At 56.9% G+C, this 21,827-nt stretch carries 20 protein-coding genes, 1 tRNA gene and 4 pseudogenes; 19 read left to right on the top strand and 6 right to left on the bottom strand.

Annotated features, from left to right (window positions below):
* Positions 1-64: 64 nt before the first annotated feature.
* The 3 genes from METAL_RS14105 (at position 65) to galU (ending at position 3,590) form a co-directional block, all read left to right on the top strand.
* Positions 65-1,255: an ATP phosphoribosyltransferase regulatory subunit gene (locus METAL_RS14105; protein WP_005373291.1), complete on the top strand. Its 1,191-nt coding sequence runs from the start codon at positions 65-67 to the stop codon at positions 1,253-1,255.
* Positions 1,256-1,265: 10 nt separating this feature from the next.
* Positions 1,266-2,558, top strand: coding sequence for an adenylosuccinate synthase (locus METAL_RS14100; RefSeq protein WP_005373290.1), 1,293 nt, complete (start codon positions 1,266-1,268; stop codon positions 2,556-2,558).
* 147 nt (positions 2,559-2,705) lie between these two features.
* Positions 2,706-3,590 carry a UTP--glucose-1-phosphate uridylyltransferase GalU gene (gene galU / locus METAL_RS14095; RefSeq protein WP_005373289.1) on the top strand — a complete coding sequence of 295 codons (885 nt, stop codon included), beginning with the start codon at positions 2,706-2,708 and terminating at the stop codon, positions 3,588-3,590.
* 144 nt (positions 3,591-3,734) lie between these two features.
* Here the strand turns inward: galU and METAL_RS14090 are convergent, their stop codons facing one another.
* Complete coding sequence (locus METAL_RS14090; protein ID WP_005373287.1) at positions 3,735-3,983, bottom strand: ComEA family DNA-binding protein; 249 nt, start codon at positions 3,981-3,983, stop codon at positions 3,735-3,737.
* Positions 3,984-4,393: 410 nt separating this feature from the next.
* Between METAL_RS14090 and METAL_RS14085 the strand changes: the two genes are divergently transcribed.
* Positions 4,394-5,734, top strand: coding sequence for an MFS transporter (locus tag METAL_RS14085; protein WP_005373286.1), 1,341 nt, complete (start codon positions 4,394-4,396; stop codon positions 5,732-5,734).
* Here METAL_RS14085 and lplT read toward each other — a convergent pair.
* From lplT to METAL_RS22005, 4 genes and pseudogenes are all read right to left on the bottom strand, one after another.
* Positions 5,703-6,896 carry a lysophospholipid transporter LplT gene (gene lplT, locus METAL_RS14080; protein ID WP_005373284.1) on the bottom strand — a complete coding sequence of 398 codons (1,194 nt, stop codon included), beginning with the start codon at positions 6,894-6,896 and terminating at the stop codon, positions 5,703-5,705. The genes METAL_RS14085 and lplT overlap by 32 nt on opposite strands.
* 91 nt (positions 6,897-6,987) lie before the next feature.
* Entirely contained in the window at positions 6,988-7,182 is a 195-nt protein-coding gene (locus METAL_RS22015; protein WP_342633147.1) for a hypothetical protein, read from the bottom strand.
* A gap of 306 nt (positions 7,183-7,488) precedes the next feature.
* A pseudogene (locus METAL_RS22010) lies at positions 7,489-7,686 on the bottom strand (AMP-binding protein); the annotation flags it as partial.
* A 79-nt stretch (positions 7,687-7,765) separates the two neighbouring features.
* Positions 7,766-9,088 (bottom strand): annotated as a pseudogene (locus tag METAL_RS22005) (AMP-binding protein); the annotation flags it as partial.
* Positions 9,089-9,439: 351 nt separating this feature from the next.
* Here METAL_RS22005 and METAL_RS14070 point away from each other — a divergent pair.
* The 5 genes from METAL_RS14070 to METAL_RS21075 all read left to right on the top strand — a co-directional run bounded on the left by METAL_RS14070 (position 9,440) and on the right by METAL_RS21075 (position 14,777).
* Positions 9,440-11,335, top strand: a complete 1,896-nt coding sequence (locus METAL_RS14070) for a transketolase C-terminal domain-containing protein (RefSeq protein WP_031429552.1) — start codon at positions 9,440-9,442, stop codon at positions 11,333-11,335.
* A gap of 501 nt (positions 11,336-11,836) precedes the next feature.
* Positions 11,837-11,926 (top strand) — tRNA-Ser (locus tag METAL_RS14065).
* A gap of 20 nt (positions 11,927-11,946) precedes the next feature.
* The gene (locus METAL_RS22195) at positions 11,947-12,102 is read left to right on the top strand and encodes a DUF6538 domain-containing protein (RefSeq protein ID WP_425357672.1); all 156 of its coding nucleotides are present in this window, start codon (positions 11,947-11,949) and stop codon (positions 12,100-12,102) included.
* Positions 12,103-12,255: 153 nt separating this feature from the next.
* Positions 12,256-14,628: a PBECR3 domain-containing polyvalent protein gene (locus METAL_RS20095; protein WP_157203349.1), complete on the top strand. Its 2,373-nt coding sequence runs from the start codon at positions 12,256-12,258 to the stop codon at positions 14,626-14,628.
* Positions 14,625-14,777, top strand: a complete 153-nt coding sequence (locus tag METAL_RS21075; protein ID WP_005373276.1) for a hypothetical protein — start codon at positions 14,625-14,627, stop codon at positions 14,775-14,777. The genes METAL_RS20095 and METAL_RS21075 overlap by 4 nt, the downstream gene beginning before the upstream one ends.
* Before the next feature lie 202 nt (positions 14,778-14,979).
* On the opposite strand, the gene METAL_RS14055 is transcribed toward METAL_RS21075, so the two are convergent.
* A complete protein-coding gene (locus tag METAL_RS14055; RefSeq protein ID WP_005373274.1) occupies positions 14,980-15,276 on the bottom strand; it encodes a hypothetical protein in 297 nt (98 codons plus the stop codon).
* A 193-nt stretch (positions 15,277-15,469) separates the two neighbouring features.
* Here METAL_RS14055 and METAL_RS14050 point away from each other — a divergent pair.
* From METAL_RS14050 to METAL_RS14010, 10 genes and pseudogenes are all read left to right on the top strand, one after another.
* Positions 15,470-16,609 (top strand): annotated as a pseudogene (locus METAL_RS14050) (IS630 family transposase).
* 383 nt (positions 16,610-16,992) lie between these two features.
* Positions 16,993-17,145 carry a hypothetical protein gene (locus METAL_RS21650; RefSeq protein WP_245549383.1) on the top strand — a complete coding sequence of 51 codons (153 nt, stop codon included), beginning with the start codon at positions 16,993-16,995 and terminating at the stop codon, positions 17,143-17,145.
* A 238-nt stretch (positions 17,146-17,383) separates the two neighbouring features.
* A complete protein-coding gene (locus METAL_RS21645) occupies positions 17,384-17,527 on the top strand; it encodes a hypothetical protein (RefSeq protein ID WP_245549382.1) in 144 nt (47 codons plus the stop codon).
* On the top strand, positions 17,524-17,754 hold the full coding sequence (locus METAL_RS14040) for a DUF433 domain-containing protein (RefSeq protein WP_005373269.1): 231 nt from the start codon (positions 17,524-17,526) through the stop codon (positions 17,752-17,754). Before METAL_RS21645 ends, METAL_RS14040 begins: the two co-directional genes overlap by 4 nt.
* Positions 17,751-17,997, top strand: a pseudogene (locus METAL_RS14035) (DUF5615 family PIN-like protein). The gene METAL_RS14040 and the pseudogene METAL_RS14035 overlap by 4 nt, the downstream one beginning before the upstream one ends.
* Positions 17,998-18,244: 247 nt before the next feature.
* Positions 18,245-19,456, top strand: coding sequence for a tyrosine-type recombinase/integrase (locus METAL_RS14030; RefSeq protein WP_005373268.1), 1,212 nt, complete (start codon positions 18,245-18,247; stop codon positions 19,454-19,456).
* Entirely contained in the window at positions 19,456-19,683 is a 228-nt protein-coding gene (locus tag METAL_RS14025) for a hypothetical protein (RefSeq protein WP_245549380.1), read from the top strand. The genes METAL_RS14030 and METAL_RS14025 overlap by 1 nt, the downstream gene beginning before the upstream one ends.
* Positions 19,670-20,023 (top strand): type II toxin-antitoxin system VapC family toxin, encoded by a 354-nt coding sequence (locus tag METAL_RS14020; protein WP_005373263.1) that lies wholly within the window; start codon positions 19,670-19,672, stop codon positions 20,021-20,023. Before METAL_RS14025 ends, METAL_RS14020 begins: the two co-directional genes overlap by 14 nt.
* Positions 20,024-20,126: 103 nt before the next feature.
* Positions 20,127-20,726, top strand: coding sequence for a hypothetical protein (locus tag METAL_RS14015; RefSeq protein ID WP_005373262.1), 600 nt, complete (start codon positions 20,127-20,129; stop codon positions 20,724-20,726).
* A gap of 9 nt (positions 20,727-20,735) precedes the next feature.
* A complete protein-coding gene (locus tag METAL_RS14010; RefSeq protein ID WP_005369238.1) occupies positions 20,736-21,692 on the top strand; it encodes an IS5 family transposase in 957 nt (318 codons plus the stop codon).
* The last annotated feature ends 135 nt before the right edge of the window (positions 21,693-21,827 follow it).

Genomic DNA, 21,827 nt, shown 5'->3' with positions numbered 1-21,827 from the left:
CCGACAATTGTGACGAACGCCTCGCCCGTGCGGGGCGTTTTGTTTGAGTGGACTTAGAAAATACATGCAACAAAAAGACTCCTGGCTATTGCCGGACGGGATCGAAGAGATTCTGCCGGCCGATGCCAAACATCTGGAAAGCCTGAGACGCAGACTGCTCGACATGTTCGCCTGTTGGGGTTACGAGCTGGTCATCCCGCCGTTTATCGACTTTCTCGACTCGTTATTGACCGGTTCCGGGCACGACCTCGACCCGCAAACCTTCAAGCTGACCGACCAGCTCAGCGGCGAAATGCTCGGCGTCCGGGCCGACATGACGCCGCAAGTGGCCCGGATCGATGCGCACCATTTGAAGCACGAATGGCCGACCCGGTTGTGTTATTACGGCACGGTATTGCATACTCGCGGCGATCCGCTGGAAAAGACTCGCAGTCCGCTGCAGATCGGCGCCGAGTTGTACGGCCACGCGGGGATCGACAGCGACATCGAAGTGATCCGGCTGATGCTGGAAATGCTCGCGTTGACAGGGGTTCTGAACGTGCATCTCGACCTGGGGCATGTCGGCATTTACCGTTCCTTGTCCCGCCAGGCCGGCTTGAGTCCGGCGCAGGAAGGCGAACTGTTCGACGTGCTGCAGCGCAAGGCCCGGCCGGAGCTGGCCGAATGGATCGCCAGCTATGCGCTCGACAGCGATCTGCAAGCGATGTTCCTGGCGTTGCCGCTGTTGAACGGCGGTGCGGAGGTCATCGGCAAGGCCCGCCAGGTGTTTGCCCAGGCGGATGCCGACCTGAAACAGGCGTTGGCCGATCTCGAGACGATTGCCGGAAGGCTTGCCCGGCTGTTTCCGTCGCTGCCGGTCAGTTTCGATTTGGCGGAATTACGCGGTTATCATTACCATACCGGCGTCGTTTTCGCTGCCTTTACGCCTTCCGTGGGCCGCGAGATTGCGCGCGGCGGCCGTTACGACAATATCGGCGGCGTCTTCGGGCGGGCCCGGCCGGCGACCGGTTTCAGCGCCGATCTGAAATTACTGGCGGGGCTCGACAGCGTAAAAGGGCATGGCGAGCCGGAAAACAAAATCTTCGCGCCCTGCCTCGACGATACTGCGCTGGCGGAAAAAATTCGCGACTTGCGCGCGGTCGGGAATACGGTAATTCAGCAATTGCCGGGGCAGGCCGGCGACGGCGCGGCAATGGGTTGTACCGCGGTGCTTGTACAAGAGAATCAAAACTGGTTCATTAAAAATTTAGCTTAGTGGAATAGAAATGGGAAAAAATGTCGTAGTCATCGGCACGCAATGGGGCGATGAAGGTAAAGGCAAGCTGGTCGATCTCTTGACCGAACAAGCGGAAGCCGTGGTGCGTTTTCAAGGCGGCCACAATGCGGGGCATACGCTGGTCATCCGGGGTGAAAAGACCGTCCTGCACCTGATTCCCTCGGGCATCCTCAGAGAGAATGTGCAATGCATGATCGGCAATGGCGTGGTGTTGTCGCTGAACGCGCTGATCGAGGAAATCGAATTGCTCGAAAAAGTCGCTATTCCGGTGCGCAGCCGCCTCCTGATCAGCGAATCCTGTGCCCTGATTCTGCCGGTGCATGTGGCGATCGACCAGGCGCGCGAGAAAGCGCGCGGCGCCAAAGCGATCGGCACGACCGGGCGCGGCATCGGTCCCGCTTACGAAGACAAGGCCGGCCGCCGGGGACTGCGCGCGGGCGACTTGTTGAGTCCGGCCGATTTTGCGGACAAGTTGAGGGAATTGCTGGATTACCATAACTTCATGCTGGCCAATTATTATCATGCCGACACGGTCGATTTCCAAAAGACCCTGGATGAAGCACTGGCGCTCGGCGAACAGATCAAGCCGATGCTGACCGACGTCAGCGAAGTGTTGTACCATTACCAGGACCAGGGCAAGAACCTGCTGTTCGAAGGCGCGCAGGGCGCGCTGCTCGACCTCGATCACGGCACCTTCCCGTATGTGACCTCGTCCAGTACGACCGCCGGGGGCGCCGCGACCGGTTCGGGCGTCGGCCCGCTCGATCTGGATTATGTGCTCGGGATTACCAAGGCCTATGCGACCCGGGTCGGCAACGGCCCGTTCCCGACCGAACTCAACGACAGCTACGGTGAGCACTTGGGCACGGTCGGCCGCGAATTCGGCGCCACCACCGGCCGCAAGCGGCGCACCGGTTGGTTCGATGCGGTCGCGATGCGGAAGTCGGTCCGGCTGAACAGCATCAGCGGCATCTGTCTGACCAAACTGGACGTGCTCGACGGGCTGGATAAGGTCGGTATTTGCACGGCCTACCGCCTGAACGGCAAGGTCACCGAGACGGCTCCGCTGGGTGCGGATCAGTACCAGCAGTGCGAAGCGGTGATCGAGGAAATGCCGGGCTGGTCCGAAACGACGGCCGGCGTGACCGACTATGCGAAACTGCCGGAAAACGTGAAGACCTATATTAAACGTCTGGAAGAACTGGTCGGCGTGAAGGTCACTATCCTTTCGACCGGTCCCGATCGCGACGAAACGATCGTTCTGGAACATCCGTTCTCTTGATAGTCCAGGGCCATACCTTTGTGAAAATCGGGATGGCCCCGATAGGAAAACTGCCAGAGCGACGATATCGTGCGTCTCGGTGATTTGTACGGGCGCAGCCGAGTGATGCCATAATCCTTTCCGTTTATTCTACCTGTAAGGAATATCATGAATCAAAAGATCACCAAAGCCGTATTTCCCGTAGCCGGATTGGGTACGCGTTTCCTGCCGGCGACCAAGTCGACCGCGAAGGAAATGCTGCCGGTCGTGGACAAGCCGCTCGTGCAGTATGCCGTGGAGGAAGCGGTTGCGGCCGGTATCGATACGATGATCTTCGTGACCGGACGCACCAAGAATTCGATCATGGATCACTTCGACAAGGCTTACGAACTCGAAAAAGAACTCGAAGCCAGAAACAAGACCGAAATCCTGAAGTCTCTGCGCGGCATGCTGCCGTCCCATGTGTCCTGTGTATTCATTCGCCAGTCCGAAGCCTTGGGGCTCGGCCATGCGGTGCATTGCGCCAAGCCGGTGATCGGCGACGAGCCGTTCGCGGTGATTCTGCCGGACGATCTGATCGAAGACGGCAGGCGCGGATGCATGACGCAGATGGTCGAACTGTTCAACCAAAAACAGACTTCGATTCTGGGCGTCGAGCGCGTGCATCCTTCGGAAACCGGCAGTTACGGGATCGTTAAGACCGGGGAGGCGTCCGGTACGTCCAGCCCGATCGAACTGATCGTCGAAAAACCGAAGCCGGAAGATGCGCCGTCCAATCTGGCCGTGGTCGGCCGCTATATCCTGACGTCGGCGATTTTCCGTAAACTCGAAACGATCGGCCGCGGCGCGGGCGGCGAAATTCAGTTGACCGACGGCATCGCGGCCCTGATGGCCGACGAGCAGGTTTTGGCTTACGAGTTTGAAGGCAAGCGTTACGATTGCGGCTCCAAGCTCGGTTTTTTGATTGCGACGGTCGAATACGGCTTGTTGCACCCGGAGTTGAAAGGCGGATTTCTGGAATATTTGAAGGATCTTTCGAGAAATTTGCAATGAATGCGCAGAGAGACGGTTCTTCGGCTTAAAGAGACGCCCGGCTACAGCGAGACCGGATCCTGAAAGAACGGTGCCATTCTGCATCTAAACTCAGCCGCTGAATGGCGCCGTTTAAGGCCGAAAGGGATTTGTCCGGAATTAAAGCTATTGCAGCAAAATATCCTTTTTGTTTTTTTCGACCGTCTTGTTGCCGATGCCGGCTACATTGGTTAACTCTTCGACCGTTTTAAAAGGTCCTTTTTCCGTCCGGTATTTCACGATCGCTTCCGCCTTTTTAAGGCCGATATGGGTCAATGACTCTGATATGGTCTTTGCGTCGGCCGTATTGATATTCACGGGCGCTGCCATCACATTGAAGGATACGGCGGCCATCAAAACGAGTATTTTTTTCATAACAATCTCCATTACAGTGAAAAAATAAGTGAGAGTGGCTAAACGACTCCAAACCCATTTTGTAAAGCCACTCATAGGAAAGTGTAGAAATGAATTCTGGAATTGCAAATGAGTTGTTTTTATAAACTAGAACTGCATCACATTTTTTATAATTTTCCAGGGTGCGGCTAAAGAAGGTCGTTGCGGAATTCGGCCAATTTTTTCTACTGGCAATGGGCATTCGGTATGGTTACGACGCTGTCGCATCACATCCGCCAATTTTGCTGGCCGCTGACGGTCACACAGGGTAGGAACAGTCGGTCAGCCGCCTGCCGGAGCCACAGGACGGCGAAGACAGGTATTTTTTAAAATCGAGATATATAAGCGGATAATATCCCGGTCAAAACTTTATTTATCGGAGGATCGGCGCCATGCCTGAACAATTCATAGCAGAAGAGAGTCGCTCGATCGGGCATGCGGGTCGCAGGGAATTGATCGCCTGGGCGTTTTACGATTTTGCCAACTCGGGTTATACGACGGTCGTGCAGACGACCCTCTTCAATACCTATTTCGTCGGCGTGGTGGCCGGCGGCGTCGGGGGCGTTTCGCCCGGTCTGGCGACGTTGCTCTGGTCGCTGTCGGTCGGTTTCGCAAACTTTGTCGTGATGTTCAGCGCGCCGGTGATCGGCGCGATTGCGGATATCAAAGCCTGCAAGAAACGCTTTTTGCTGTGGTCTTCGATAGGCTGCATCGTCTCGACCGCGCTTCTGGCACAGGTCGGCCCTGGCGATTACAAACTCGGTATGGTGCTGGTCACCGTGTCGGTCATCATGTTCGCGTACGGAGAAAACCTCATCGCGGCGTTCTTGCCAGAACTGGTACCCGAGGAGCAGATGGGCCGGTTGTCCGGTTACGGTTGGGGACTCGGGTATGTGGGCGGACTTTTGACTCTGCTGCTCTGTCTCGGCTATCTTCATTGGGCAATGCAGCAGGGTATGGGCGAAGCCGAGGCGGTGCCTGTCACGTTACTGATTACGGCTGTTACCTTTGCGTTAACCGCCGCACCCACTTTTATCTGGCTGCGGGAGCGCGCCAGGCCGCTGCCGGAGGTTTCGGGAGAGCGTATCCTCGCGGCCAGTTTCGGACGCCTGCGGCATACCTTTCGGGAAGCCCGCCGCTTCCGGGATTTGATCCGGTTTCTGATGACGTTGGCCGTCTACCAATCCGGCGTGAGTACCGTGATCGTGCTGGCGGCGGTCTATGCGCAGCAGGTGATGGGATTCGACACGCAATCGCTGATCGTGCTGATCATGGTGATCAATGTGACCGCCGCGGTCGGCGCGCTGATTTGTGGCCACTTGCAGGACCGCATCGGTTCGGTGCCGACGCTGGCGATTACGCTGGCGATCTGGATTGCCGCGCTGCTTGCGGCTTATTTCGCCGAAGAACGGAGTCAGATGTGGATCGTCGGAAATATGATCGGAATCGCGATGGGCGCGAGCCAGGCAGTCGGTCGCGCGCTGGTCAGCAAGTTTTCGCCGGCCGAGCGGGCCGGCGAGTTTCTGGGCTTGTGGGGACTGGTCAACCGTCTGTCGGTGATCGTCGGTCCGCTCAGCTACGGTCTGATCAATTACTGGAGCGGCGGCAATCACCGTTTGTCGCTGTTGTCGACGCTGGCCTTTTTCGCGCTCGGTCTGCTGCTGTTGTCCAAAGTGGATGAAGCGCGGGGCAGGGCGGCGGCTAATAATTTTTTAGCTTGCGGCGATTCCTGAATGGATTGAGCTGATTATCGGGCAGATGCCACGAGACCAGGAAGGCCGCTACAAAGACCAGGCCTCCGAGCGTCAGCATCGTTAGGATCGGGTCGGCATTTTGCGAAGCGGCGACGGTATAGCCGCCGACCGCGAGCAGCATTGCCAGATTCTGAAAAAATCCCTGCAAGGCGACCGCCGCGCCGCTGCCGATGCTGAGTTGCCCAAGCTCCTGCAGCGCCGCATTGACCGGCACGATGAACATGCCTCCCATCATTCCGACAAAAAACAGCATGCCGCGCGCCGGCCACAGGCTGCCGGTGCAACCGAGGCCGATAATGAACAATCCCATCAAGTAAGCCGGCAGGCGGGCCCGGCGCAGATGTTCGAGCGGAATCAGGCGCGGCACCAGCGCAGACCCTGCGATGATCCCGACCGCGAGAAACAGCGTCAGTTCCGCGATCTCGGTCGCGCTGTCGAGCGCCAGCACAACCGGCGCCCAGGCTACGATCAATACGCGCAGGGTGGCCGCTGTCGCCCAGAACAAAGAAGCGCCGAGCATCGAAAAACGCGACCGCGGCGTCGAGAAAAATTGCCGCATTTGCCGGCCGAATTCGAGTATTTTCGAGCCGGCTTCAGGTGGCGTTGACGTCTTGGCCGGCAGCAGCAGCGTAACCAGCGCCGAGACGATGAACAACGCGATCGTGCCCGCCAGCGCGATGTCGATCGAATGGTCGGCCACCTTCGCGCCGATCTGCATGCCCATCAATATGGCCAGAATCGTCGAGCCTTCGACCAAACTGTTCGCCTTGACCAGAAACTGGTGTCCGGCCAGTTCGGGCAGAATTCCATATTTGGCGGGACCGTAAATCGCCGCGCCGGCGGCGCCGATGCAATAGGCCAACAGCGGTTCGACATGCATGAACAACAGCGCGGCGCCCAGGGCCTTGATCAGGTTCGCGGCGATCAACACCCGCGACTTGGCATGATGGTCGGCGAAGCCGCCGGCCCAGGGCGCCAGCAACACGAACGCAACCAGAAACGAGCTCTGCAGCGCCGGAACGTACCATTTTGCCGCTTGGCCGTCATGCATCACGATCGCAATCACGGTAAACAGGATCGCGTTATCGGCGAACGCGGACAAGAACTGCGCGATCAGTAGCGGATAGATTTGTTTGTTCATGGCGGAAATGCGGGTTGAAGAGTGAAGGAGGGGAGACGGGGCGTTGCCCGCGCGGCCATTACGGCGTGGCGGGTGACAAGCCCTTAATCCCTCAGGCCTGCTCGGCCTCCTCGATCCGTTTCGCCGCAAGCGAAGTGGCCTCGATATAATTGGTCTTGCCGGTCGCCAGCACGGGGAGTACATCAACCACGAAAATCTTTCTTGGCAGGCTGATCTGGGCGACGCCGACCGCCGACCGGGTCAAATCGTGCAGCGTGGCACCCTTATGCGTGGTGAGCAGAATCACCTGTTCGCCTTTTTTCGGGTCGGGCAGGCTGACCGCGGCATGGTGCCCTTCCGGCCAGGCTTCGATCGCGTACTGTTCGACCGCGGTCAGCGACACCATTTCGCCGCTGACCTTGGCAAAGCGCTTGCTCCGGCCCTTGATCGTAATATAGCCTTCCCCGTCGACCGAGACGATGTCGCCGGTGTCGTACCAGCCTTTGCCGTATTTCGACTCGGGCGGCACCCGTTTGCCGGGGTTCGCCGCCAGCAGATAGCCCTGCATGATGTTCGGCCCGCTGACGTGCAACTGGCCGCCGTCGTGAATGCCGGGGACCGGCTCCAGTTGATATTTCATGCCCGGCATGAAGCGGCCGACCGTGCCGGCCTTGTAGTTCATCGGGGTGTTGACCGAGGTGATCGGCGTGGTTTCGGTGGCGCCGTAGCCTTCGAGGATCCGGATACCGAATTTGTCGGCCCAGAGCGCGCGGGTATTTTCCTGCAGTTTTTCCGCACCGGCGACCAACATAGCGCATCCGGAAAAAATCGTAAGGATTGGCCTTCTTGCCGTAGGCCGCCAGGAAGGTGTTCGTGCCGAACATCACCGTCGCCTTGATTTCGTAGGCGATTTCGGGGATTACCGCATAATGCAGCGGCGTCGGGTAAAAGAACGCCTGCATGCCGTTCAGTACCGGCAGCATGGAGCCGACCGTGAAGCCGAACGAGTGGAACATCGGCAGGAAGTTCAGCACCACGTCCTGCGGATTGAAATTGATCACCGATTCGAGTTGTTTCAGGTTGCCCAGGATATTCGCATACGATAGCACCACGCCCTTCGGCGTGCCTTCGGAGCCGGACGTGAACAGCACGACGGCCGGATGCTCGGGGTCGATGTGATCGGATTTGTACCAGAGGCCGGTGGTATGGCTGAGCAGCAGGGCCTTCAGTTTGGCGGCCAGGTTCACTTGGGCGGCCAGGTCTTCCAGATAGATCAGGTTGGCGTGTTCGGCAAGGTGCGCCGCTTCCTCGTCCAGTTTGGCTTTGTCAATGAATTGGCGTGAAGTGAGTACTGTTTTGACCTCGGCCGTTTTGCAGGCCGATATCATGCTGGCTGAGCCCGTCGAAAAGTTCAGCATCGCCGGAATGCGCTGATGCAATTGTAGGCCCAGCACCACGCAGAGCGTATTGACCGAGTTCGGCAGCATCACGCCGACATGTTCGCCCGCTTCGGTGACCGAAGCGAAAAGATTTCCCAGCGCAATCGTACGGGCGATCAGCGTATTGTAGGAAACCGGTTTGCGGGCCAGATCGTCGGCGATCGCAAACTTGCCGCCGTGAATCCGCCGCGCCTCCAGCAGCGCGGAAAAAATCGTGCGCCGATAATGGCTGGTTTTAAACATCATGTCGGTCATGATATCCGTCAGGATATGACCGCAGTATTGCCGGCGGGCCTTGCCCCGCAAATGCTCGGGCGCGCGCATTTGAGTCGGCGGCAAAATGCTGATTGTGATTTTGGGAAACCAGCGCAGTCGCACCACGTTTTGCAGGCGCGAGAAATGCGTATATTTGGCGCCTTCGATCCGGACCGGCAGCACCACGGCATGTGATTTGTCGGCCACCATCCCGGTGCCGTCGTAAATCTTCATCAGCGTGCCGGTCACCGTAATCCGGCCTTCCGGAAAAATCACCGTTTTGGTGTCGTGCTGCAAATGGTGGGTCAGGTCTTTCAATGATAAAGGATGGGTCGGGTCCATCCGGAATACTTTGGACAAGCCAAGAAACGGCTTCAGCCACCAGCGCTCGGAGATATGGGTATTGATCGCGAAAGTGATATCGTCCGGCAGAAAGATCCAGAGCAGCATCGGATCGAGGAATGAGGTGTGGTTGGCGACGATCAGTACCCGTTTGCCGGCGGCATCGTAATTTTCCATGCCGTGAATCTCGACCCGGAACAGCAGTTTAAGAATCAGTTTTACCGTAAAGCGCAACAGTGGTCTCAGCATATCCATCCTCCTTATTTCATCTTATCAAACTATCGAAATGGTCGTGATGAAGAATACTATAGCCTTTAATTAAACAATGTTCAATTAACTGCGTCATACCCCGTCCGAAAGCGGCGGGCCTACGTTTCGGAAAGGCAAATCAACCGCGTCTATTTCGGGCGAAATTAAGCTGCGGCATGATTTTTTTTTAGGTTAAAATAGCCCGAGGCACACGAAATGCGCAGGGATTGGCGCTTAAAAGTTAATAACAAAAACACTGTAATTTTGGAGAAAACCACTATGGCACAATTCCCCATCGATCTAGGCGCCTACCGCCGCGTCTCGCTGGCTGCCGGCAACCCGACCTTGTCGCCGGACCAAAAAGCCGCGCTCAAGGCGAACATTCAGCTCTGCCGCGACGCGATCGTCTTCTTTACTGCCACCGGCGCGGCGCGCGGCGTCGGCGGCCATACCGGCGGTCCGTACGACACCGTTCCGGAAGTGATGATTCTGGACGCATTGTTTCGCGGCTCGAACGGCTTCGTACCGATCTTTTTCGACGAAGCGGGACACCGCGTGGCGACCCAATACCTGATGTCGGTATTGAACGGCGACATGCCGGCCGAAAAACTGATGCTGTACCGCGAAGCCCATTCGCATCTGCCGGGCCACCCCGAACTGGGCTTCACTCCCGGCGTCAAATTCAGTTCCGGCCGTCTCGGCCACATGTGGCCGTATGTGAACGGCGTGGCGATGGCGAATCCAGGCAAGACCGTCTTCTGTCTGGGTTCCGACGGCTCGCAGCAGGAAGGCGACGACGCCGAAGCGGCACGTTTATCCGTGGCGCAGGGACTGAATGTCAAACTGCTGATCGACGACAATGATGTCACCATCGCGGGCCATCCGTCGCATTACCTGAAAGGCTGTTCGACCGCGCAAACTTTGCGCGGTCACGGCGTGACCGTGTTCGAAGGCGACGGTGAAGACCTCGACGGGCTGTATGAGCGGATCATTCAGGCGATCAATACCGAAGGTCCGGTCGCGGTGATCAACCACCGGAAGATGTGCCCCGGCATTCCGGGTATCGAAGGCTCGAACCACGGCCACGACGTGATTTCGGTCAAACACGCGATCGAATACCTCGAAGCGCGCGGCTACACCGACGCCATCGAGTTACTGAAAAGCGCGTCGCCGGCCAAGCAGAACTATACCTTCAAGGGCTCCAGCGACAAGTGGGACGCGAATCGCAACGTGTTCGGCGACGCCTGTGTTTCGGTGCTCGGCAAAATGAGCGAAGCCGACCGCATCGCGAAAGTCCGCGTGATCGACAGCGACCTGGAAGGCTCCTGCGGCCTGAAGAAAATCCACGACGCGCATCCGGAAGTCTTCATCGCGTCCGGCATCATGGAGCGCGGCAACTTCTCCGCGGCGGCCGGTTTCGGGATGGAAAAAGGCAAGCAGGGCATTTTCGGCACGTTCAGCGCATTCCTCGAAATGAACATTTCCGAAATCACGATGGCGCGCCTGAACCACTCGAACGTGCTCAGCCATTACTCGCATTCCGGCATCGACGACATGGCCGACAACACCTGCCATTTCGGTCTGAACAACCTATTCGCGGACAACGGCCTGGACGATGCGTATCCGACCAACCTGTATTTCCCGGCCGATCCGAACCAGATGCGCGCCTGCGTCGAAAGCGTATTCCACGATGAGGGATTGCGCTTCATCTTCTCGACCCGTTCGAAAGTGCCTTTGATCCTGGACGAGAACGGCAACGAACGTTTCGGCGGCGATTACAAATTCGTTTCCGGCAAGGACGAAGTGATCCGCGAAGGCACGCAAGGCTATATCGTCGCTTTCGGCGAAGCGTTGTACCGGGCGCTGGATGCGGTCGAGCGTCTGAAGGAAGAGGGCATCGACATCGGCCTGATCAACAAGCCGACCTTGAACGCGATCGACGAAGACATGCTGGCCAAAGTCGGCAAGTCGCCGCTGGTGCTGGTCGTCGAATCGTTCAACCGCAAGACCGGCCTCGGCAGCCGCTACGGCACTTGGTTGCTGGAGCGCGGCTTCACGCCGAAATTCGCGCATCTCGGCACCCACCAGGAAGGCTGCGGCGGTCTGTGGGAACAATTCCCGCACCAGGGCCTCGATCCGGTCGGCATCATCGCGAAAGTCAAATCGATGCGGTAAAAGTCGTCGAGCGACAAAAAAAGGGCGCGGCATGCGCCCTTTTTTTGCCCGGTATTTCAATGTGGGTCGTTCAAAAAGGTATGGAGGATGGGGTGAAGGAAGAGGCTGTCGAAAAATCCAAGGTATGTTCAACAACCGAACGGATGCGCCGGGTTTATCGGCTTACGATGAATTATGCGATTTGGACGCGCGCGGAATGAGCTTGCGTCGATCGATCTAAACAGCCCGAGTTGGTGAACGAAGCGGGTCTTAGTGAGTATGTCGCCAGGTTTGAAGAAACAAAAAATATCAAGGAGCGGCATTGCAGGCGATCAATGATTGGCTGCAATGCCTGACTTTAAGTAACGAAGCGAGGGCCGTGGGTTAGTTTGGCTTTCGGTATAGGGTTAAGAGAGGTAAATTGCGTCCGGTGTATTGATCGTTGAAGAAGTAAAAAAAGAATTCTGCGATTTTTCCCTGCTGTCGAGCGGCTGAGGGTATGTTATAATAGTTGTTCATTGCGGAGAGGTGGCAGAGTGGTCGAATGCGCCGGACTCGAAATCCGGTTGACTCTTAGGAGTCACGAGGGTTCAAATCCCTCCCTCTTCGCCATAAATTAAGTTGTTGATTTAATAGATAAAATCCCTCAAGCCCAATTAGTAAGGCGAAAAAACGTCTTTTATTTTCGTCTTGTCGTCCCAGCCGAACTTTGCGAATCGGCTCAAGTTTGCGAGTTTACCCAAAGCCTTAAAACCGATGCCGGAAAGAGGCAACTCTTCACGCGTTAAAACTTGCCGCGCATTCGCGCATTACAAAGCGGCTTCGCACGATCTGAAGGCCGGCAACCCGTAAGGCGAAACCGGCTCTGCCGGGTTCCACCGAAGGATAACGGATCGCTGAATGTGATGGAGGATTGCTTCCTCCCGCATCCATGTAGAGTCGTGCCGGCTCCGCCCCACGCGCTTGGCGGCCTGGCGCTCTCCCATGTGCCGCGCACGCTCGACAGGCTACTCGACTCCGGCGATACGTTTTCGGATTTGTGGATGGGCAATGTCGTCGAACCGGCCGTCCAGCGGCGCCGGGATGCCGTTCCCAATCCCTACACGGTCGGCGCGGCAGGACAAATCGCGCACGGCTTCGCCACTATTCTGCCGGAAGTCATGGCGCTCGGACCGGTCGGCGCCGGCGTGCTGGAAGGGGTGGCGGAAACGGCCGGCCGGATCGACGAAGGCAAGCCGCTCGGCACGGCGGCCGCGCTCGGCGCGATTCACGCCGCCGGGGTCGGCCTGGGCGCCGCGATGCCCGCCGCCGCGCCGGTGCTGGAGTCCATCCCGTTATCGCCGCTGGCGCAGCGGATCGCCTCCGGCGCGGCCGGCAATCTCTGGCTGGGCGCCGCCGATCGCGCCTTGCGCGGCCAAGCCTTGGAGGCTGCCGGCTACCACGAAGAAGCCGCGCAATGGCGGGCATTCGACCCGACCTATGCGCTGACGGACCTGATTATGGGAGCAGGCTTCGGCGGGCTGGCGCACCTCCAGGCGAAACCGTCCGATGTCGATGCGGCGCTGACGCTGAACGCGCAGCGCAACCTCGACAACCAGGCGCCCGGACTGCCGAAAGACGCGCTCGCCGCGCAGGCGCACCAAAACGCGATGCGCTCCGCCTTGAATGCGCTCGATAACGGCGAAGAGGTCGCGGCGCGGGTGGAGGCGGACCGGTTCATTCCCGATCCCGTGCGCGAACAGCAGCCGGGCGATGATGCCGTGGCCCGCGAGATGTTTGGGGAATTGGACCGCATGGCCCAACAGGAACCCCGGGATGTCTCGCGGCAGGAGGAAAACGTCGCACCGGGGGAAACGGTCGATCCTTACTTGAGAGCGCGGCAAGAAGCGGCCGACGCCACCGGGGAGCTGATCTATCGCGACGTGGCGCGTCAGCTCGAAGCCGCCGGCGTTCGCGATGCGGATCAAACATCAGCCTTTGCCCGGTTGATGCAGCAAGTCATGGTGACCCAGGCAAAAAATGCCAGCATGGGTCCGCATGCGTTTTACCGGCAATTTGGCCCTCGGATCATGGCGGGCGCCCGTGAGGGAGGCGATGGCCAGTTTGCTCAAATATTGCCGGACTTTCTACCCAGCAATATGGAAATTGGCGATGGCGCCAGAGCGGCCGCCATATATCGCGGGGATGATTCCGCACAGGCCATTCTGTTCGGTCAGGCTGGGCCAAAACTCGCATCGGATGCTCCGCGTTATGCGAATTTCTCACATTCGATTGATCGGTCTGGCATTAACCATATCAAGAAGAAGCACGGCAGTTCAGCGACTGAGACCCCAAGAGGACAAATTGCAATTACCGATTCCGACATTGCCCGTATTCCCGACATTGTCTCAAGCTATGATGGGCTGAGAACCGATCTTCTCGATTCTTACGGTAGACCGACGGTAGCTTATGCGAAAGCTTTCGATGATGGCGTGCTGTTGTATATCGAGAGCGTTAGGAATAAACGCAAGGATTTGGCGGCACTCTCGATGCGGAAGTATCCCGCCACGACCGATGCTCAGCGCGTTCTTGAGCGCGCTGCCGACGGCCTCAACGTCCGAAACGATGGCGGGCATGCCGATACTATAGACAATGCGCCGGAGCGATTCAACCCATTAGAGCAAAGCGGCAGAGGTTTTTACGATCCTGATAGCCGTACCGTATCTTTATTCCAGGCAGCCGACGCCTCGACATTCCTGCACGAATCCGGGCATTACTTCCTGGATTTGTACGGCCGCATGCTCGACGCCGGCGTCGCGCCGGAAGGCGTGCGCCGGGACATGCAAGCCTTGATGGATTGGTTTGGCGTCAAATCGTTCGACGACTGGCGGCGGATGTCGATCGACGAACAGCGCCCTTATCACGAACAGTTTGCCCAAGGTTTTGAAACGTATCTGGCCGAAGGCAAAGCCCCCAGCGAACCCTTGCGCGGGATCTTCGAGCAGTTCAAGGCTTGGTTGAAGCAGGTTTACAATGACGTGCAGGGGGCGCTCGGCGCGCGGCTGAGCGATGACGTGCGCGGGGTTATGGCGCGCATCATCGACGCGCCGGAAGTGCGGCCGGACGACACCTCCGAACTCGCCGCCGCGCGGCAATTGCTGGACGCCCGCGGCGACGAGACGTTTTCCTTTTATGATGACGACGGCAACGAGGTCTCGGGCACGCTGCGCCAGTTGCTCGACGAGGTCGATCAGGACGCCGCCGATCTGAAAAACATCGATGCCGCCACCCAGGCGGCGATTACCTGCTTTTTGCGGTTTGGAGATAACCCATGAGACAAGACTGCATCAACGCCGTATCGCGGGCGCTGGGCCGGGCGCTGAAAACCGGCGAGGCCCAACGCATCGAGCAGCGTATCCGCGAGCAGAAGATCCTGCTGGCCAACCGGAACCGCGCCAAATACCTGCAAATGTCCGAACCCTGAGCGGGATGGGGTTTATAACCTCGTTACCCACGATTGAAGACCTACCGCCAACATAAAATCATTGTTTGTGTGCGCGCGATTCCAAACGTTACGGACAGGATCAATATCCCGTGCGGCCCCGGTATCTTACGGGTTGTAGGGTACGCTGTGCGTACCTTGCGACATTGAGGGTACGCACAGCGTACCCTATGGGGCTGCTCAGTCAACACTTAACGTCCAGCTTGAGGGCTTGTGCAATTCTAATCCAAATACTCTTGCTGAACAGTTTGATGTTCTGATCCAGCATATTTAAAGTGGCGTCATCGAAGGCAGCGTTGGGTAGCTTTTTCTTGGTTACCGCTTTAATCGCGCGCTCCAATACCGGATTTCCGGGCGTATCGGCGCCCAATCCCGCATCCACGAATCGCTGCCCGAAATAACGCAACGGATCGGCGTTATCCGTGCCCGGATAAACAGTATCGCCCTTTGCGCTTAATAGGTGAATACGGGCCTTTTTCATCCCGGCTGTTGACCAGCGCCATCAGCTTGGTGTTGAAGCGGCGGCTCAGCTCGGTGCCTTGTCGAGCCAAGCTGGGATCTTTCTTTACGAACTGGGCATAGGTCAAGCTTTCTATTAGATCGTTCCATCAATAAATTTACAGATTGGTCTAAAATACCCCTGATACTTATCCCCCTAATTGCCGGAGGAGAAGATGGCGGGAAAGACGAAACGTGCAGCACTGATATTGACGGAAAACCAAAAGGCAATGCTCAATGAGCTCTGCCGATCACGAACGGCGCCGATGAGGGAGGTTGAGCGGGCCAAGGTTTTGATAGGTTATGCCGATGGCATCACGATTACCGAACTCAATCGGCAGCTTGGCGTCAGTCGGCCCATGATCTACAAATGCATCGATAAAGCCTTGGCTGCGGGCGCACCGATGAGGTTAAAGGACAGGTATCCCCGTCCGCACGAACCGGAAATTAGTGATGAAGCTCGTGCTTAGGTGGCAAGCATCGCTTGCACAAAGCCTACGGAACATAACTTGGCAGCAGAATTGTGGACTCTCTCCGGTCTGGCAAAATTTGTATCCCAAAGCGCCGAAACGGTGGGATTTTCCCGTCTAGCGCACGCGGGTAAAAGTACTATATGGCGTATCCTCAACGAAAACGACATCAAGCCTCATAAGATACGATACGACTTGGAGAAAAGGGATCCGGAATTTGATCGTAACATGCAGGAAGTGCTGCTGGTTTATCAGGAGGTGTCGATTTACACCGACGGAGCCGCTCATCATGGACAACCCCATGCTATCTATACGGTTAGCATTGATGAAAAACCGGGGGTTCAGGCCATTGGCCTCACGGCGCCCGATTGACCGCCAGTTCCGGGCAAGCGGCCTACTATTGGGCGAGACTATGAATATAGTCGGCTCGGCACCGTGTCAATGCTGGCTGGAATCGATCTACACTCGGGGCATATCATGGCTAATGTAGAGGATCGGCATCGTAGTTGGGAGTTTATTGCGTTACTCAAGCGATTCGATGAGTACTATCCGCCAGAGGCTGTTATCCGGGTAGTTCTGGACAATCACTCGGCCCACATTTCAAAAGAGACCCTGGCCTATCTTGCAAGCCGACCAGGGCGCTTTGAGTATGTGCATACGCCAAAACACGGCTCTTGGCTCAACCTGACCGAGTGTGCATTCTCTAAAATGGCTAGAACGTTCTTGCGGCACATGAGAGTGAAATCGGTCGACGAACTGAAGGCGCGAATCCTAAAAGGGATCGACGAATTTAATGCTTCACCTGTCGTATTCCGCTGGAATAAATTCGACCTTGGGGTGGCTTAATTTGTAATTGTTTTACTGGAACTCACTACTAGAGCATCATTTTGAGTCGGATCCAGCTACCGAATTTAAAGTTGAACCGTAGACGCATCGTTAAGCCGACGCGTATCCCGGACTTTCAGTCCGTAACCCAAACCCACCGGCTTTTAGCCGGTGGTTGTTTAGAGTAATCATGGCAGCGGTTGTAATATTATCGGCTCATCGAAAGAACTGGCGTTTGAAGTTGAAAAGCTGCATCTGATCATTGAGCATAAAGATGCGATCATTCAGCAGTTGGAACAACAAATCGCCGATTTGAAAGAGATTAATGAATTGCTTAAGAACCTATCGCGATAAAAACTTCCGAGTTGTAGGGCGGATTCGCCGCCAGGCAATCCGCCGTTATTTTGAAGCCTTGGCGTTTTGCTGATGGCGTTGCTGATCGGGGTGCGGCGGTCGATGTTCTGGAAATGGCGTGGAGCCAGATCAATCTGGACCGGGCCGAATGGCGAATCCCGACCACCAAGAACGGCGAACCGCAGACTGTCATATCACCCTGACTCCGGAGGCCGTCGAAATCCTACGCAATCGGCAAGGCTATCATGCTATCTGGGTTTTCCCCGGCAGCGGTGCAACCGGCCACATCGTCGAACCGAAGAAGGCATGGGCGCGGGTCCTGGCTCGGGCTGGGCTTGATAGCCTACGGATCCACGACTTACGCCGTACGGCTGGGATCGTGGCAGGCCAAACTGGCGCCTCTCTGGCGATTGTTGGTAAGCGCCTGAATCCAAATCGCCATTGACGACGGCCATCTATGTCCGGCTGGACCTCGATCCGGTTCGGGAATCGGTCGAACGGGTTATCGGCGCGATGTTGGCGGCCGGCGGCTTGAAAGCGACGGGCGAAATCATCTCCATGACCCAAAGGAAACAAGCAAAATGAGCATCGACTATCACGACATTATCACCATCGAACCGGGAAAGCGCAGTGGCAAGCCTTGCATCCGTGGCTTACGGATTACCGTTGACGACATCCTCGATTGTTTTGCGGCCGGCATGACCGAAGAGGAAGTGCTGGACGATTACGACTATTTGACCTGCGACGACATTCGGGCTTGTTTCGCGTATGCGGCCGACCGCGAACGCCATACGCGGGTAATCAAGGGATGAGGCTGCTTTTTGACGAAAACCTGTCCTTCAGGATGGTGGCCGGATTAAGCGACGTTTTTCCCGGTTCCGTTCATGTGGATCGGCTTGGGTGGCGGTTCCGATGATGAAGTATGGCGCCATGCCAAAGAAAATGATTTTGTGATTATCAGCAAAGACGCCGACTTTTACGAACGAAGCATGTTGCACGGGCATCCGCCCAAGGGGATATGGATACGCCGCGGCAACTGCACCAACCGACAATAAAACTAAATAAGGGCTTGGGTTGTTGGATAACTTATTGTTATGGAGCCAATGGCGGGATTCGAACCCGCGACCTACTGATTACGAATTCTAAAGCCCGCTATTTTCTACTGATTGCTTAACCTTAATAAACCTTTACAAGCCAATATGTTCGGCCTATCATAGCCTTAACGGTGCTACACCAAATTTACCGAAATTTGACCAAGAGCGTAGCACCAGCGTAGCACCAGAAATCGACGCAAAGGCAGCCATGACAACGCATTTCGACTTCACCAAGCCAAAACTCGAAGCACTGAGAGAGCCAAAACCCGGCGAACGGATCATTTATCACGATACCCACAAGAACGCAGCCGGGTTACAGCTTCGGCATTCAGGCAATACGAAGACGTTCTTCATTCAAAAGCGCGTAGACGGTAAACCGGAGCGCGTCACTATCGGCAAGTTCCCCGATATGTCCATCGAGAACGCCAGAAAGGAAGCGGCGCGGCTGAGTGCGTTAATCGCGCAGAAGATCAACCCCAATACCGACGCCAGAGCCTTAAAGACCGAGACCACCCTGCAAGAGCTGTTTGACGAATTCCTGAAGCATCGGCGCAATAAGCGCGGCGCGTTCCTGTCCGAAGTAACCAAGCGCAGCTACCGTTACGACTTCGGCTTGTACCTGGAAAAATGGGGCAAGCGCAAACTGTCGCAATTCAAGGACACCGACTTCAGCAAACTGCACGCTGAGATCGGCAAGGAGCACCCCACGACGGCGAACCGCGTGATTGCGATGGCGTCGAGCCTGTTCGGCTATGCCGCCGAGCGCAAGTTGTTCAAAGGCGCGAATCCGGCGCACGGAATCAAGAAGTTTCCCGAAACCAAGCGCGACCGCTTCCTGCAATCGGACGAGCTGCCCGCGTTTTTCAAGGCCCTGGCCGAGGAACCGAACGACATCTTGCGCGATTACTTTTTGATGGCGCTGCTGACCGGAGCGCGGCGCTCCAATGTTCTGGAAATGGAGTGGACCCAGATCAATCTGGCGCGGGCCGAATGGCGCATCCCGACCACTAAGAACGGCGAGCCTCAGACCGTCACCCTATCCCCGGAAGCCGTGGAAATCCTGCGTAATCGGCAAGGCTGTCATGCAGTTTGGGTGTTCCCCGGCACCGGCGCAACCGGGCATATCGTCGAACCCAAGAAGGCATGGCGGCGCGTGCTGGATCGGGCGGGCATTGATAATCTACGGATCCACGACTTGCGGCGCACGCTGGGGAGTTGGCAAGCTAAAACCGGCGCATCCCTGGCGATTGTCGGCAAGAGTCTTAACCACAAGTCGCCATCGACCACGGCCATTTATGCGCGGCTGGACCTTGATCCGGTCCGGGAGTCGGTCGAACGAGCTACCGGCGCAATGCTGGCGGCTGGCGGCTTGAAAGAATCGGGCGAGATCATTCCCATTAATAAAAGGAAACAAGCATGATGACTTTAGAGTTAGACGACGAAACCGCCACACTCTTGGCGCGACTGGCCGAGCAGGAACATATCGGCGCGGTGCAATTGGTTAAGAAAGCCTTGGTAGAGCATGCAAACGTCATGCGTGACAAGGGCGAGCTGATAACTGATTTTGCCGGCGTATTGGCGAATTCCCCTTCATTTCAAGGCGACCCGCTCGAAATTCAAAAGGCGATACGCGATGAGTGGGATTAAGTATTTGCCGGATACGAATGTTGTTATCGGTCTGTTGAAAGGCAGGGAGCCGGCCGTCAATGCGCTCAAGGGAATCAACATAACCGATTGCGGGTACAGCGCCGTAACCCGAATGGAATTACTGGGCTTTCCCGGCATTACGCCCGAGGAAGAACGCGCCATTCACAATATGCTAGAGCGGATGACCTATTTGAGCCTGACGCCAATGATCGAGGATTTGACGATTCAAATTAGACGGCAACACCGCTTAAAGCTGCCCGACGCGATTATTGCCGCGACCGCTAAAGCGCATAGCCTGGCATTGCTGACGCTGGACAAGGAACTGGCGGCCAAGGCGTAACCCTTATTAACCGGATAGGCCGACGGGCCGACAAGGCGGATTCATCACCCGCTTTCCGGTTAATCCCTTCGTGATGATTGCGCTTTGATGGAGTGTGTACACAATGAAAAAACCTGTCGCGCGCGGCGGTATTCCAAGCGTCGTGGTGGCACATTACAAGCTGCTCATGGAAGGGACGCGGCGCGAGCAGAACGGCGCGACAATCCGGGAAGGTGGGCGGGAAGGCTTCACAAAGCACGTTCTTGACACCATGGATAGGCTGCTTGCCATGCAGCAAGCGAACGCTTGGATAAAGCTTGAGAATGACGTGGGCAGTGAATGGCTGCCGCATGTCTTTGACGCCCTATGGATGGCTAACCTGGATTGGGAAAAAATCCGAAGCCGCCGGTCTTTGGTCAAGGACAAGGCTGCGCAAATAGTCTCGACATCTGAAAAGTTGATCGGCCTGCTAGATGAATTCCATAGCCTGACCGCCCATGCTGGCGGCGGTCCGAGCGTTACGCAGTGGATTCACGACGAACATGGCGAGAGTCTGTGCGTGGAATACCCGGAAAGGATACAGCTTCGGCTAACGTTGCTTGAGCTGATCGAAAACGCCCGCCTTTACGACGAAACCCAGCAATCGGCGGAAAGTTACGTTAAGGAAACTCTGAATAAGTCCTACGCCTGGGATAAAATATCCGCAGCTTGCCATTTTCGATAGGTGCCCGCCATGAAGCAACTCGGACTCAGTGCCCCACTGTTTGTGAAGAAACCGAAACAGACTCGGCGGCAGCAATTTCTCCAAGAGATGGAGCAGGTAGTGCCTTGGAGTTTGTGGACGAGCCGGATAGCGCCGCACTACCCGACAGCGGGCCGAGGCCGCCGCCCCTTTCCCTTGGCGACGATGTTGCGCATTCACCTGATGCAGCAGTGGTTCGGCTATTCCGATCCGGCGATGGAGGAAGTATTGCACGACATGCCGCTGCTGCGCGAGTTTGCCGGGCTCGATGCGGGCGAGGACGCCCTGCCGGATGAAACCACGATCCTCAAGTTCCGGCATCTGCTGGAACGCCATCAGTTGGCACAAACCCTATTTGATGAAACGGCGGCGCTGTTGGCCGAAAAAGGCCTGTTGCTACGGCAAGGCACGATCGTCGATGCGACATTAATCGCTGCCCCGCCGTCCACCAAGAACCGGGCGCGCAAACGGGATGCCGAGATGAGTTCGACCAAGAAAGGGAACAATTACCACTTTGGGATGAAGGCGCACATTGGGGTCGATGCCGAGTCGGGGTTAGTGCATACTGTGGAGATGACCACCGCCAAGGTGGCGGATGGGGTCATGACGGAGGCGTTGCTGCACGGCGAGGAACGGGTCGTGCTGGGCGATCGGGCCTATACCCGCAAGGACCGGAATCTGGCGGCGGATCGCCTGGAAGGTGAGCCGGTTTGGGCCTTTCCGTTCAAGCGGGGGAAGGGTGAGGAGTTGCCGGTAGAGCAAGCCCTTCACAACCACATGCTGGCGCCGTTACGCGCCATGGTCGAACATCCGTTCCGGATCGTCAAGCGCCAGTTCGGCTATACCAAAGTGCGTTACCGGGGGCTGTTCAAGAATGCCCAACAACTCTACTTGCTGTTTGCCCTGGGCAATCTTTATCACGTTCGGCAGGCGCTGCAGCCGACCTAGGGAGACCTTTGTCCTTCGCCCTGGAAAACCGAGAACACTGAGTGAAATCACCCCGATAGCGGGCGCTGCCGGGAAGGATTTGCCCATTTTCGGCGAGGTGCCACGGATGTCGCACGGTGTCGCTTATAAAAACCA

This window comes from Methylomicrobium album BG8, assembly GCF_000214275.2.
In the GTDB taxonomy this organism is placed as follows: domain Bacteria; phylum Pseudomonadota; class Gammaproteobacteria; order Methylococcales; family Methylomonadaceae; genus Methylomicrobium; species Methylomicrobium agile.
The sequence above is the reverse complement of the archived record's forward strand: the minus strand, read 5'-3'. Positions and strand labels throughout refer to the sequence as shown.

What these genes read in the sequence shown, in the direction of transcription:
- METAL_RS14105 (WP_005373291.1), top strand. Translation starts at nt 65, where the DNA reads ATGCAACAAAAAGACTCCTGGCTATTGCCGGACGGGATCGAAGAGATT.
- METAL_RS14100 (WP_005373290.1), top strand. Translation starts at nt 1,266, where the DNA reads ATGGGAAAAAATGTCGTAGTCATCGGCACGCAATGGGGCGATGAAGGT.
- galU (WP_005373289.1), top strand. Translation starts at nt 2,706, where the DNA reads ATGAATCAAAAGATCACCAAAGCCGTATTTCCCGTAGCCGGATTGGGT.
- METAL_RS14090 (WP_005373287.1), bottom strand. Translation starts at nt 3,983, where the DNA reads ATGAAAAAAATACTCGTTTTGATGGCCGCCGTATCCTTCAATGTGATG.
- METAL_RS14085 (WP_005373286.1), top strand. Translation starts at nt 4,394, where the DNA reads ATGCCTGAACAATTCATAGCAGAAGAGAGTCGCTCGATCGGGCATGCG.
- lplT (WP_005373284.1), bottom strand. Translation starts at nt 6,896, where the DNA reads ATGAACAAACAAATCTATCCGCTACTGATCGCGCAGTTCTTGTCCGCG.
- METAL_RS14070 (WP_031429552.1), top strand. Translation starts at nt 9,440, where the DNA reads ATGGCACAATTCCCCATCGATCTAGGCGCCTACCGCCGCGTCTCGCTG.
- METAL_RS21075 (WP_005373276.1), top strand. Translation starts at nt 14,625, where the DNA reads ATGAGACAAGACTGCATCAACGCCGTATCGCGGGCGCTGGGCCGGGCG.
- METAL_RS14055 (WP_005373274.1), bottom strand. Translation starts at nt 15,276, where the DNA reads ATGAAAAAGGCCCGTATTCACCTATTAAGCGCAAAGGGCGATACTGTT.
- METAL_RS14040 (WP_005373269.1), top strand. Translation starts at nt 17,524, where the DNA reads ATGAGCATCGACTATCACGACATTATCACCATCGAACCGGGAAAGCGC.
- METAL_RS14030 (WP_005373268.1), top strand. Translation starts at nt 18,245, where the DNA reads ATGACAACGCATTTCGACTTCACCAAGCCAAAACTCGAAGCACTGAGA.
- METAL_RS14025 (WP_245549380.1), top strand. Translation starts at nt 19,456, where the DNA reads ATGACTTTAGAGTTAGACGACGAAACCGCCACACTCTTGGCGCGACTG.
- METAL_RS14020 (WP_005373263.1), top strand. Translation starts at nt 19,670, where the DNA reads ATGAGTGGGATTAAGTATTTGCCGGATACGAATGTTGTTATCGGTCTG.
- METAL_RS14015 (WP_005373262.1), top strand. Translation starts at nt 20,127, where the DNA reads ATGAAAAAACCTGTCGCGCGCGGCGGTATTCCAAGCGTCGTGGTGGCA.
- METAL_RS14010 (WP_005369238.1), top strand. Translation starts at nt 20,736, where the DNA reads ATGAAGCAACTCGGACTCAGTGCCCCACTGTTTGTGAAGAAACCGAAA.